Source organism: Burkholderia lata (genome assembly GCF_902499335.1).
In the GTDB taxonomy this organism is placed as follows: domain Bacteria; phylum Pseudomonadota; class Gammaproteobacteria; order Burkholderiales; family Burkholderiaceae; genus Burkholderia; species Burkholderia lata_B.
In genome coordinates, this window is the sequence record NZ_CABVQK010000020.1 from 106,856 (window position 1) to 118,919 (window position 12,064).

The window sequence follows — 12,064 nt, forward strand, 5'->3', positions numbered from 1 at the left end:
CTCGGCGGCGACGCGATAAAAGCCCGCCGCCGAGTCGACGGGCGCGTTCAGGCGCATCCGGCAAACCGGCACACCCAGCAAACCCGCACACCCCGCACATCCGCAAATCCGCAAATCCGCAAATCCGCAAATCCGCAAATCCGCAAATCCGCAAATCCGCAAATCCCTCGCGGGCGTACCCCGTCGCCGCTACGCGCGCACGACCGTCACCCCAGCCGCCTCGATCGGCTTCGTCAGCGCGGCGTCGGTTTCCTTTTCGACCACCACGGTATGCGCCAGCGTGATTTCGCCGATCACGAATTGCGACGCCGCGCGCAGCTTCGACTGCGACGCGAGCACGACCGTCTCGGCCGCGCGTTCGGCCAGCGCGCGCTTGATCGCCGCTTCCTCGAAATCGCCGGTGCTGAGCCCCGCGACCGGATGCACGCCCGTGACGCCCATGAAGTACAGGTCCGCATGGATGCGTGCAATGCCCTCCATGGCCGCCGCGCCGACGGCGACGATCGAATGCTTGTAGAGCCGCCCGCCGATCAGGATCACGTCGATCGACGGATGCGCCGCGAGCGCGACCGCGACACTCGGGCTGTGCGTGACGATCGTCGCGCGCAGGTCGGCCGGCAACTGGCTGACGAGTAGCGCCGAGGTCGTGCCGCCGTCGACGATCGCCACCTGCCCCGGCGCGATCATCTCCGCGGCCCGCCGCGCGATGCGCCGCTTTTCGGCCGTCTCGAGCGCCTCGCGCTGCGCGAACGGCGCAACGGCCGGCGACGCCGGCAGCGCGCCACCGTGCACGCGCTGCAGCAGGCCTTCGGCCGCAAGCTCGCGCAGGTCGCGGCGGACCGTGTCTTCGGACACGCCGAATTGCACGCTCAGCTCCACCGCCAGCACCTGGCCGTCGCGCGCGAGTGCGTCGAGGATCGCTTTCTTGCGTTGTGTCGTCAGCATCTGATTTGCACGAATTTTCTTGAAATTGCACGAATATGCACGTTACCATGGGCGCCGTCTTTTGTCGAACCGGAGGCTGGAATGGCTGCAACGCGGGACCGTGTCCGCATCGTCGATACGACGGTGCTGTCCGATGACTGGTATGTGCTGAAGAAGGTGACGTTCGATTTCCTGCGCCGCGACGGAACGTGGCAGCGCCTGAGCCGCGAGACCTACGATCGCGGCAACGGCGCGACGATCCTGCTGCGCAACGCCGAGACGGGCGACGTGCTGCTGACGCGGCAGTTCCGGATGCCGGCATTCGTCAGCGGGCACGACGGCATGCTGCTCGAGGCCGCCGCCGGCCTGCTCGACGACGCGACACCCGAAGCGCGCATCCGCGCGGAAGCCGAGGAGGAAACCGGCTTTCGCGTGCGCGACGTGCGCAAGGTGTTCGAGGCGTTCATGAGCCCGGGCTCGGTGACGGAGAAGCTGCATTTCTTCGTCGGCGAATACGATGCGTCGCTGCGCACCGGCGACGGCGGCGGCGTCGCGGAAGAGGGCGAGGATCTCGAGGTCGTCGAGATGCCGCTGCAGGCTGCGCTGGACGCGGTCGAGCGCGGCGAGATCGTCGATGCGAAGACGATCATGCTGCTCCAGTACGTCGCGCTGCGGGAAACCGCCGGCGCGCGCCTGGCATGACGCCGCTGCTCGTGCTGGTCGCCGGCCCCTATCGCAGCGGCACGGATGGCGACCCCGCGCGCATCGCCGCGAACCTGGGCCGGCTGGAGGAGGCTGCGCTCGCCGTGTATCGCCGCGGGCACATGCCGATGATCGGCGAGTGGGTGTCGCTGCCGCTCGCCGTCGCGGCCGGGTCGCGACAGGTCGGCGACGCGATCAGCGAGGCGTTCCTGTATCCGGCCGCGCACCGGCTGCTGCGCCGCTGCGATGCGGTGCTGCGTATCGATGGCGCGTCGCGTGGGGCGGACATGGACGTCGGTCTTGCAAGGCAGCTCGGCAAGCCGGTCTATTTCGCGGCCGAAGAAATTCCGGTCGCGCAGGACGATTCGGATAGCTGAGCAGGCGGGGAGGCGTCTGGCCACGGCCGCACCGGCGGCTCCCCGCATCGCTAGGCCGCCTGCATTGCCCGCGGCTGTGCAAGCATCACGTCATGCCGTTGCATCGCGCATGCCGCGCTGCGCGCCAACCGGCGTATGATCGCGACGCCACCCGCGCACCGCTCGACGCTACCGCCGCCTCATCATGTCGTTTTCCGATTCCGCTGACTCCACAGCTGCTGCCGCCGCTGCGCAACTACCCGCCGATCTTGTCGCCTCCGCCGTTGCTGCGCTCGCGCGCGCCGACGCATTGCTCGTGACGGCCGGCGCCGGTATCGGCGTCGATTCCGGGCTGCCCGATTTTCGCGGCACGGACGGGTTCTGGCGCGCGTATCCGGCGCTGCGCCATGAGCGTTTCGAATTCCACGAGATCGCATCGCCGCACGCGTTCCGAGCGCGCTCGCCTCTCGCGTGGGGCTTCTACGGGCACCGTCTCGCGCTCTACCGAGCGACGGTGCCGCATGCGGGCTTCGCGATCCTGCGCCGCTGGATCGACGCGATGCCGAACGGCGGCTTCGTGCTGACGAGCAACGTCGACGGCCAGTTCCAGAAAGCCGGCTTCGATCCGGCGCGGATCGTCGAGATCCACGGTTCGATCCATGTGATGCAGTGCCTGCGCCCCTGTTCGGACGATACGTGGGATGCGGCGCCGTTCGTGCCGGACGTCGACGAAGCCACCTGCCGCCTCGTCGGCGACATGCCGCGCTGCCCGCACTGCGGTGGCCTCGCGCGGCCGAACATCCTGATGTTCGGCGACACCGGCTGGCTCGGTGCGCGCTACGACGCGCAGGAGCGCGCGCTGGAAGACTGGATCGCGCAAGCCGGGCGGGTCGCCGTGGTCGAGATCGGCGCCGGCACCGCGATTCCGACCGTGCGCCTGCTGAGCGAACGGCTCGGCGCCGACGTGATCCGCATCAACGCACGCGAAGCGCATGCGCGCCGTGCGGACGTGATCGGCTTGAAGGGCGGCGCGCTCGCGACACTGAGTGCGCTCGATCTCGCCTGGCACGGCGACTAAGCACCGCGCCACTGGCCGACCGGCGACGACCGCGCAGTTACGGTTGCGCGACGAGCGCCTGCACGAGCGCCGGCGCGATGGGTGAACCGAGGCCGGTCACGTAGTCGTAGCTGCCCGCTGCGCTGCAGATGCTGCCGCAACTGCCGTTGGACCCGGTCGTCACGTCGTGAAAGTTGCTGCCGTACGCGTTTTTGCCGACCGTATAAAGCGCGTCGTAGGTACCGTTCAACGATTTCTTGCCGGCCGCCGTGCGCAGCGAATTGGCGATCGCGACGAGCGCCGACCATTGCGGCGCGCCTGCGCTCGTACCGCCGACCTCGAACCAGCCGGCCTGCCCCTGATAGGTGACCGAGTCGTACACGGCGAAGCCGCTGGACGGATTCGCGTCGTAGCTGACGTCGGGCACGCCGCGCTTGCCGGCCACCGGAATCGGCCACGCGGTCTGGCCGGCCGGCTCGGCCTCGGTCGTGCTCACGCCGCCGCCGCTGCCGCTCCATGCGGCTTCGCCGACATAGTTGCCGGCAGCATCGGACGACAGCGTCGTGCCGCCGACCGACATCACGTAGGGCGATGCCGCCGGGTACTCGGTCCCGGTGCCGCTGTCGCCGGACGACGCGACGAACGTGACACCCGCGACGTTGAAGTGGCTGTCGAAGCCGGCCTCGCTGCTGAATTCGTTGCCGCCGAAACTCATCGACACGACCGACGCGCCGCGCTTCACCGCGACGTCGACTGCGGCCAGCAGGTCGCTGAAGCTGGCAGATGCGGCCTCGACGAGCACGATTTTCGCCTTCGGCGCGATCGCATGCACCCATTCGACGTCGAGCGATATCTCGAGCGACCAGCCCGAATCCGCCTTGGGCCGCGTACCGTGTGCGTATACCTTGGTGAAACAGCCGTTCGACGACGTGCAGGCCGGCAGCGAGAACGCGTTGCTGAACACGCCGAGATCGGACTCGATCTTCGGGTCGTCGTATGCGTCGACGATCGCGACGGTCATCCCGTCGCCCTGGTTGGCGATCGCGTCGAAGCCGTAGGCATGCCGGGTGAGTGCCGGCGTGAGGCCGGCGATCGCGGCCGTGCTCGCACGCGGCTTCGTGTGGAACGGCGGGCGTGCGAAACCTTTCGGTGCACGATTGCCCTCGACGTAGGACGGTGGCCCGTTGCCGTCGGCGAGTGCGACGCCCGATGCGAGCAGCGACGCGCACAGCGCCGGAATCAACATGGATGACAGGCGGATATTGTTCATTTTTCGAGTCTCCATGTCGATGGAGTGGATTGGCGAAATAATTCTACGAAATCAACTGAGTCAATTGCACGGAATATCGGCCGGCTGCGGGAATGTCTGATAAGGGAAAGTACGTGGAGCACGCCTTTCTTAAGGGTTAGTCCGCGCCGGATCGAATCGCTTTATCGATTTTTGAAAAGCCGATAAATATTCGGTCGATTCAAAATGGATTCGTAATGTCAGATGTAATTGTTTGGAAAATATCGACGTGCGGTGCACGCATGGAAATAATGAAACGCATCGCGCTATGGCGACACGATCCGGCGCTCGCGGGCCCGGCGCGCCGGCATTGCCGGCGTGGCGCGATTCCGCATACAGTTCAGCGTAGGCCGCGTCCGCTACGCGGCGGCGCCAGTGAGGAGTGCCCTTGTTCTATTCGATCGTCGCGATCTTCGTCGGCGCCGGGCTCGGCGCGTTGCTGCGCTGGTTCCTGAGTCTCGCGCTCAACGAATTCTTTCCCGCCGTGCCGCTCGGCACGCTCGCCGCGAACCTGATCGGCGGCTACGTGATCGGTATCGCCGTCGTCGTGTTCACGACCCGCGTCGGGTTGCCGCCCGAGTGGCGGCTGTTCGTGATCACGGGCTTTCTCGGCGGCCTCACGACGTTCTCGACCTATTCGGTCGAAGTGATGACGCATGCGGTGCAGGGCGAATTCGGATGGGCGTTTGCGGTGGCTGCCCTACACTTGACTGGATCGTTCGCGCTGACGGCGCTCGGCATGTGGACCGCGCGCGTATGGCTCGCGGCGGCCTGAGCGTGCCGCCATCGGAGGGTGCGATGGACAAGATCTTCCTGCGCTTCTATGTGCACGAGAAGCACCGGCTGCACTGGAAACCGTTGTGGGAATGGCTGCTGGAGGAGGCGAACCGGATGGGCGTCGCGGGCGGTTCCGCGTTTCGCGCGATGGCCGGGTTCGGCCAGCATCGCGTGCTGCACGAGGACCGCTTCTTCGAACTGCAGGGATCGCTCGCGATCGAGATCGAATTCATCGTCACCGAGGACGAGGCGCAGCGCTTGCTCGACCGGCTGTCGCACGAGAAGGTGCGCGTGTGCTACGCGATGATGCCGGCGCGCTTCGGCGTGATCGACACGCTTGACGCACCGCCGGCGCAGGGGCCGGCGGCGTAGGGTACGGCGTCAGATACCGAACATCGTCAGCGACACGGCGGCGCGCGTGACGATCATCAGCAGCACCTGCACGATCACGAACAGCAGGATCGGCGACAGGTCGATGCCGCCGAGATTCGGGATGACGCGGCGCAGCGGGTTCAGGAACGGCGCGGTGAGCTGGAAGAGGATCGGCATCGCTGGCGAACGCGGGTTGAGCCACGACAGCAGCGCCATCAGGATCGTCATCCAGATCACGAGATTGAGCGCCCACTTCACGACGGTGAGCAGCGCGACCACGACGAGCGTCGCGATTACCGACGCCGGGTCGAAGCCGGCCATCACGACCATCAGCACGACGTAGACAAGCGCGGTGAGCAGCGCGGCGACGACGCTGGCCCAGTCGATGCCGCGCACGCCCGCGATCACGCGGCGCAGCGGCAGTACGAGCCAGTTGGTCGCCTGCAGCACGGCCTGCGTGACGGGGTTGTACGGTGGCACGCGGACGGCCTGCATCCAGACGCGCAGGATCAGCGCGGCGCCGAACAGCGTGAAGACGGTATTGAGCAGAAAACGGGCGATCTCGCCGAACATCGTTGGCATCCTTTTTATACAGTCAGTAGCGTGCGGCCGCCAACGCCGGTTGGCGGCGCATCGGCCGACACCTTATCACGCCTCGTCTCGCGACGGGGAGGGGTGCGCGGCGGTGCGCGCGAGCGACGTTTCGACGGCTTCGGCGAGCGCCGGCAGCGATGCCGGCGGTGTGGCGCGCTGCGCCGCGAGCGCGACCGCGCGGCGGGTCAGCAGCGCATACAGCGTCGCGTGATCGCCGCCGCGCGTTTCAAGCAGTGCCAACTGGCGTTCGACGATGCCCGTATCGCCGCGCGACACCGGGCCGGAGAGCGCATTCGCGAGCCCCTTGTCGCGCGCGGTCTCGATCGTGCCGGCCAGCATCGGCAGCAGCGCGCGCAGCGCGGCTTCCTCGTCGAAACCGAGGCCGCGCCACAGCTCGACCGCTTCCGCCAGCCCGCACAGCGCGAAGCTCGCCGCGTAGTGCGCGGCCGCGTGATAGAGCATCCGGCCGCCGGCCGGAATCGACAGCGGATGGCAGCCGAGTGCGGCAGCAAGTCGCATCAGCGTCGCATGCAACGCGCCGTCGGCTTCGATCGTGACCGAGCAGCCGTCGATGCGGGCGAGGTCGGCGTCGGTGCCGCCGAACAGGTAGAGCGGATGGAAGCCGCCGGTAGCTGCGCCTTGCTCCTTCGCCGGATCGAGCAGTGCGACCGCCGACGCGCCGCTGCAGTGAACGACGGCCTGCTGCGTCGCGCGCGAAGCATCGAAGTGCAGCGCCGCGGCGGTCGATGCGAGATGGTCGTCGGGCACCGTCAGGAAGATCAGGTCGGCGGCGTCGGCGACCTGCTGCGGCGAGTCGACCGCCTGGCAGCCGTCGATGCGCGCGGCCAGCGCCGCGGCCGATGCGGGCGTGCGGCTCGCGATCGCGACGACCGGGAAGCCGGCCTGCGCGAAGCGCTGCGCGACGCAGCGCGCGAGACGGCCGGCGCCGATGAAGCCGAGGCGGGGTGTGTCGGGGAGGGACATGGCAGCGGGCGTAAGCGAAAACGAAGCAACCGCCAGTATCGCAGGAATGACGGCGGGGCCGCGAAAGGGCCATTTCCATGCAGGCAAGTGCCTGGCTGACCGGTATGCGGCGCGGTATCGAGCGTGTATCGACGCCTGGCGTCACGGTCGATTCACGATCCTGGAATCCGACCCCGAAACATATCGCACCCGTATCCGGATTGAAATGTCGGCATCTTGTCTCAAATTTGTAATCGTTCATTACGGTTGCGTGCCCGCTGCGCGCGCCGTATCCGGTAAGACTGACCGGCCAGGATGTTGCGACCCGACTCGTCGGACGGAATCGCGCGGCCCGCAAGGGTCGCCGCAGGCGCTGCAAGCCACGCCGCACGGCGGCGCCGGCCGCGTGCAATTGCAATTTGCAACAAATGCACGACACGTGAGGGGCGGGTTTTCGCTACATTGCTTCCATGCGACGTGCATGCCCGCCGTTGCCGACAGGGGCGCATAAAATACCGCTCCAGCAGGAGAATCGAAGTGAAAAAGCTCATTCCGTTCATCGCCGCCGCCGCGCTGGGCCTGGGTGCCGCAAGCGCCGCGCAGGCTCACGTGTCGATCGGGGTCGGCATCGGTATCCCGGTCGCGCCCGCGTATCCCGTCTATGCACCGCCGCCGCCCGTGTACTACGCGCCGCCGCCTCCGCCCGTCTATTACGCACCGGCGCCGGCCTACTATGCACCGCCGCCCGCCGTGGTCGTCGGCGGCTATGGTGGCTACTATGGCCGTCCGTACTGGCGTCATGGTTACGGCGGCTGGGGCCATCACGGCTACTGGCGTCGCTGATTTATGCCGCGCGGCTTGACCGCGCTTGGCGAAACGGCGCAACGTCCCGAGTGGGGCGCTGCGCCGTTTTTCTTTTGGGGCCGCCGCCCGGCATCGGCTCGCGGCCCATGCAGGCTGGCCTCGATTACACCGCGTGCACGATCAGGTCGCGGTAACCACCGACGATCACGCTGTACGAGAAATACGCGAACAGCAGCGCCGACGCGACGTGACACGCGCGCATCAGCCCGGCGCCCGCGCGCTTGCGGCCCTGGCTTGCGAGCGTGCACATGAAGAGCGTCCACGCGAGGCCGCCGAGGAAAAAGCCGGACAGGAACACCGACGCGGTGGCCGGCGTGGTCGCGCCGGCTTTCGCGATCAGCGCGCCGCCGACCGCCGCGAACCACAGGATCGCGCTCGGCGACGACATCGCGAGCAGCATCCCGCGCAGGAAACTGCGCCGCGCGTTGGCGCGCGGTTGCTGCGTGTCCTCGGCATCGTCGCCGTTCGCCTTGGCCGGCGTGAGCGCTTCGCGCGCCATCTTCCACGTGAGGAACAGCAGTACCGCACCGCCGCCGATCCACACGATCCAGCGCACCGGCTCGAACTGCAGCAGCACGGCCATCCCCGCGAGCGCGAGCGCCGCGTAGACGAGATCGCCGACGCAGGAGCCGATGCCGAGCCAGAAGCCCGGCCGGAAGCCGTGCGACAGCGTCAGCGACAGCATCGCGACGTTTACGAGGCCGATGTCGAGACACAGCGACAGCGACAGAAAGAAGCCGTCGGACAGCATGGAGGCGGGCGGAAAGGTCATCTGCGTTGTTCTTGTAGCAATGGCACGCCATGGGCCGGCAGGCGCCGGCCGCATGGTGTCAGAGACCGATCTCCTGCCAGAGCCGGTCGACGCGCGCCTTCACGGCGGCATCCATCTCGATCGGGCGGCCCCATTCGCGGTTGGTTTCGCCGGGCCACTTGTTGGTCGCGTCGAGCCCCATCTTCGAACCGAGGCCGGCAACCGGCGACGCGAAGTCGAGATAGTCGATCGGCGTGCTGTCGACCATCACGGTGTCGCGCACGGGGTCGACGCGCGTCGTGATCGCCCAGATCACTTCCTTCCAGTCGCGGATGTTCACGTCTTCGTCGACGACCACGATGAACTTCGTATACATGAACTGACGCAGGAAGCTCCACACGCCGAACATCACGCGCTTCGCGTGGCCCGCGTAGCTCTTCTTCATCTGGACGATGGCCATCCGGTAGCTGCAGCCTTCGGGCGGCAGGTAGAAGTCGGTGATCTCGGTGAACTGCTTCTGCAGCAGCGGCACGAACACTTCGTTGAGCGCGACGCCGAGCACCGCGGGCTCGTCGGGCGGCTTGCCCGTGTAGGTCGAGTGGTAGATCGCATCGCGGCGCATCGTGATGCGCTCGACGGTGAACACCGGGAACCACTCCTGCTCGTTGTAATAGCCGGTGTGGTCGCCGTACGGACCTTCGAGCGCGTGCTCGTACTTGGCCGATGCATTGCCGGCCGGGCGCGGCGGTGCGCCGGCTGGAGCGGGGGCGGGCGAGCCTTCCTGCGGATAAATGAAGCCTTCGAGCACGATCTCCGCGCGCGCGGGCACCTGCAGCGTGTCGACGCCGGGCGTCAGGCACTTCGCGAGCTCCGTGCGGCTGCCGCGCAGCAGGCCGGCGAACTGGTATTCGGACAGCGAATCGGGCACGGGCGTCACCGCGCCAAGCGTCGTGGCCGGATCGGCACCGAGCACGACCGCGACCGGATACGGCTTGCCGGGGTTCTGCAGCGCGAACTCGCGGAAGTCGAGCGCGCCGCCGCGATGCGCGAGCCAGCGCATGATCAGCTTGTTGCGGCCGATCAGTTGCTGGCGGTAGATCCCGAGGTTCTGCCGCGACTTGTTCGGCCCGCGCGTGACCGTCAGGCCCCACGTGACGAGCGGCCCCGCGTCGCCGGGCCAGCAGGTCTGGATCGGTAGCCGGTTCAGGTCGACGTCGGCGCCTTCCCAGACGATCTCCTGGCACGGTGGCGACGACACCGATTTCGGCGCCATGTCCCACACGGCCTTCGCGAGCGACAGCAGCTTGCCGGCGTCCTTCAGGCTCTTCGGCGGATCGGGTTCCTTCAGCGCGGACAGCAGGCGCCCGAGATCGCGCAGCGAACCGAGCGCGGCGTCGTCGCCTGCATCGACGCCCATCCCGAGCGCGACGCGGCGCGGCGTGCCGAACAGGTTGCCGAGCACCGGGAAGTCGTAGCCGGTCGGTGCGTTGAACAGCAGCGCAGGGCCGCCGGCGCGCAGCACGCGGTCGCACAGCTCGGTCATTTCGAGCACGGGCGACACGGGCTGCGTGACGCGCCGCAGTTCGCCGAGCGCCTCGAGGCGCTGGATGAAATCGCGTAAGTCTTTGTATTTCATGAAGATGGTCCGGGCCACCCGCAAGGCGGGCAGCGATGGGCGGGTGCAGCGGCCGGCTGCGACCCCGAATCGACCGACGATTTTACCCGCGCTGCCGCATGCCCGCCCGGCGGAGAAAAAAGTCGACCGCGCGCAAACCCCCTACGGCACGGGGCTCGCGATCTGAAGAGCGCCTTTAAATTACTTTTTGTTATGATTTCAATGTTTTATAGTGTTGACGATCTATAAAACCCTGCTAGAATCCGCTCACATTGGCTGCAGGGTAAAAGGCTTCGAGCCGCCAATCACCGATCTTTGACGCAGCGCGTCACCGTCCGCCGAAACCTGCACGGCGTATCCGACGGCCTTTAGTTGTAGTCACAGCCAGCGCCCCCAGGACGCTGGTTTTTGCGTGGGTGCCACCGCGTATGCCCGCCTCGCCCAGTGTGCGAAGGTGCCGGCCCTCTTACACCGTGGCCTCGAACGGTACTTATACCGTTTCCCCGATGCTTGCACGCCCCAACCAAAGCGTGCGGCGTCGTGATTCCGCGGCGCGTTACCTGTCTCGCCATCGAGCTGAGCGAGCCGCACGAGTCATGTTCATGGGAGATGATCTGAATGAACGCTTGGTTATCGTGGCGTCCTAGTGAGCAGCATGCGCAGTTCGTGCGCAGCATGCTGCGTCGCGGGACGCGTGTCAGTCACCATCTATTCAGCGTTGTCGGCTGTCTCGCTGTCGCAGTTGCGCTTGCACTGTGGCTGCTGCCAACCGTCCGCGGCACGCTCGCCGCGAAGCTGATGCCGGTCGTATCCGCGGCCGTGCAAGCCGGCCCGGCCCGTCTGCTGACCGGCCATCCGCTGCCGAACTTCGCGCCCGCCGGCGCGCAGCCGCAGCAGGAAGACAACGGCCCTGAAACGGACGCGCTTGCGGTCGGCCTCGACGTCGCACCGGAAGCCGCCGCCACGCAGGGTGATGCGTCCAACGGCCCGTCGCCCGTCGCGCTTGCGAAGCTGATCCCGACCCAGCGCGTGGCGGCCGATGCGCGTGACGACCGTGCGCTCGCATCGAATCGCGAACAGGCGCTCGTCGCGACCTACCTGTCGCGCCGTTACCGCGTCGCACAGGAGCCGCTCGGCCAGCTCGTCAAGGCTGCGTTCCAGACCGGCCGCGACGTCGGCCTCGATCCGCTGCTGCTGCTGTCCGTGATGGCGATCGAGTCGGGCTTCAACCCGTACGCCGAAAGCGGCGTCGGCGCGAAGGGCCTGATGCAAGTCATGTCGAAGGTCCATTCCGACAAGTTCGAGTATTTCGGCGGCACCGATACCGCGCTGCAGCCGCTCGCGAACCTCCAGGTCGGCGCACTCGTGCTGAAGGACTGCATCGCACGTGGCGGCTCGCTCGCGAACGGCCTGCGCATGTACAACGGGTCGACGAACCCCGAGGACAACGGCTACGGTTCGAAGGTGATGGCCGAGCGCGGTCGCCTGCGTGACGTCGCGCGTGGCCGTAGCGTGCCGGTCAATGCGCCGCAGGCGCCGGCTAAGCCGATCGTCACGGCCGCGGCCGTGACGGCAGCAGCAGGCGGCGCGAAGCGCGTGCATGCGACGCTCGAAACCTCGGCGAAGTCGACTGCATCGAAGGAAGCCGCGTCGCAGGACGACGCGAGCGTCGATACCGCGAAGCAGTCGCACGGCGATCGTTCGGAGCTCGGCGCGTAACTTGCGCGCGGCTCCAGCCGGCAGAAAATGAAAAAGGCACCCGATCCGGGTGCCTTTTCTTTTTTGCGGTGGGCGGAGTGGC

Annotated in this window: 14 protein-coding genes; 8 read left to right on the top strand and 6 right to left on the bottom strand. The window is 67.3% G+C overall.

Annotation, left to right across the window (positions count from 1 at the left end; all coding sequences use genetic code 11):
* Window positions 1-189: 189 nt before the first annotated feature.
* Complete coding sequence (locus BCO18175_RS36450; protein ID WP_174918232.1) at window positions 190-945, bottom strand: DeoR/GlpR family DNA-binding transcription regulator; 756 nt, start codon at window positions 943-945, stop codon at window positions 190-192.
* Window positions 946-1,026: 81 nt separating this feature from the next.
* On the opposite strand from BCO18175_RS36450, the gene BCO18175_RS36455 reads away from it, so the two are divergent.
* From BCO18175_RS36455 to BCO18175_RS36465, 3 genes are all read left to right on the top strand, one after another.
* Window positions 1,027-1,626 (top strand): NUDIX domain-containing protein, encoded by a 600-nt coding sequence (locus tag BCO18175_RS36455; protein ID WP_174988293.1) that lies wholly within the window; start codon window positions 1,027-1,029, stop codon window positions 1,624-1,626.
* A complete protein-coding gene (locus tag BCO18175_RS36460; protein WP_174988296.1) occupies window positions 1,623-2,003 on the top strand; it encodes a DUF4406 domain-containing protein in 381 nt (126 codons plus the stop codon). Before BCO18175_RS36455 ends, BCO18175_RS36460 begins: the two co-directional genes overlap by 4 nt.
* Window positions 2,004-2,187: 184 nt before the next feature.
* Window positions 2,188-3,060 (top strand): SIR2 family NAD-dependent protein deacylase, encoded by an 873-nt coding sequence (locus BCO18175_RS36465; RefSeq protein ID WP_174988299.1) that lies wholly within the window; start codon window positions 2,188-2,190, stop codon window positions 3,058-3,060.
* 37 nt (window positions 3,061-3,097) lie between these two features.
* Here the strand turns inward: BCO18175_RS36465 and BCO18175_RS36470 are convergent, their stop codons facing one another.
* Window positions 3,098-4,309 carry a S53 family peptidase gene (locus tag BCO18175_RS36470; RefSeq protein ID WP_174988302.1) on the bottom strand — a complete coding sequence of 404 codons (1,212 nt, stop codon included), beginning with the start codon at window positions 4,307-4,309 and terminating at the stop codon, window positions 3,098-3,100.
* 406 nt (window positions 4,310-4,715) lie between these two features.
* On the opposite strand from BCO18175_RS36470, the gene crcB reads away from it, so the two are divergent.
* Both crcB and BCO18175_RS36480 read left to right on the top strand, forming a co-directional pair.
* Entirely contained in the window at window positions 4,716-5,102 is a 387-nt protein-coding gene (gene crcB / locus BCO18175_RS36475; RefSeq protein ID WP_174988305.1) for a fluoride efflux transporter CrcB, read from the top strand.
* Between the two features lie 23 nt (window positions 5,103-5,125).
* Window positions 5,126-5,476: a DUF190 domain-containing protein gene (locus BCO18175_RS36480; protein WP_174918238.1), complete on the top strand. Its 351-nt coding sequence runs from the start codon at window positions 5,126-5,128 to the stop codon at window positions 5,474-5,476.
* A 9-nt stretch (window positions 5,477-5,485) separates the two neighbouring features.
* On the opposite strand, the gene BCO18175_RS36485 is transcribed toward BCO18175_RS36480, so the two are convergent.
* Together BCO18175_RS36485 and BCO18175_RS36490 are read right to left on the bottom strand one after the other, a co-directional pair.
* Complete coding sequence (locus BCO18175_RS36485; RefSeq protein WP_174918239.1) at window positions 5,486-6,049, bottom strand: YggT family protein; 564 nt, start codon at window positions 6,047-6,049, stop codon at window positions 5,486-5,488.
* 75 nt (window positions 6,050-6,124) lie between these two features.
* Complete coding sequence (locus BCO18175_RS36490) at window positions 6,125-7,054, bottom strand: Rossmann-like and DUF2520 domain-containing protein (RefSeq protein ID WP_174988308.1); 930 nt, start codon at window positions 7,052-7,054, stop codon at window positions 6,125-6,127.
* 516 nt (window positions 7,055-7,570) lie between these two features.
* Between BCO18175_RS36490 and BCO18175_RS36495 the strand changes: the two genes are divergently transcribed.
* The gene (locus tag BCO18175_RS36495) at window positions 7,571-7,876 is read left to right on the top strand and encodes a hypothetical protein (protein ID WP_027783774.1); all 306 of its coding nucleotides are present in this window, start codon (window positions 7,571-7,573) and stop codon (window positions 7,874-7,876) included.
* 124 nt (window positions 7,877-8,000) lie between these two features.
* On the opposite strand, the gene BCO18175_RS36500 is transcribed toward BCO18175_RS36495, so the two are convergent.
* Window positions 8,001-8,669 (bottom strand): LysE family translocator, encoded by a 669-nt coding sequence (locus tag BCO18175_RS36500; RefSeq protein WP_174988311.1) that lies wholly within the window; start codon window positions 8,667-8,669, stop codon window positions 8,001-8,003.
* A 58-nt stretch (window positions 8,670-8,727) separates the two neighbouring features.
* Complete coding sequence (locus BCO18175_RS36505; protein ID WP_174988314.1) at window positions 8,728-10,284, bottom strand: UbiD family decarboxylase; 1,557 nt, start codon at window positions 10,282-10,284, stop codon at window positions 8,728-8,730.
* Here BCO18175_RS36505 and BCO18175_RS36510 point away from each other — a divergent pair.
* Both BCO18175_RS36510 and BCO18175_RS36515 read left to right on the top strand, forming a co-directional pair.
* Window positions 10,256-10,450 carry a hypothetical protein gene (locus BCO18175_RS36510; protein ID WP_174988317.1) on the top strand — a complete coding sequence of 65 codons (195 nt, stop codon included), beginning with the start codon at window positions 10,256-10,258 and terminating at the stop codon, window positions 10,448-10,450. The genes BCO18175_RS36505 and BCO18175_RS36510 overlap by 29 nt on opposite strands.
* Before the next feature lie 431 nt (window positions 10,451-10,881).
* Complete coding sequence (locus BCO18175_RS36515; RefSeq protein WP_174988320.1) at window positions 10,882-11,982, top strand: transglycosylase SLT domain-containing protein; 1,101 nt, start codon at window positions 10,882-10,884, stop codon at window positions 11,980-11,982.
* Window positions 11,983-12,064 lie beyond the last annotated feature (82 nt).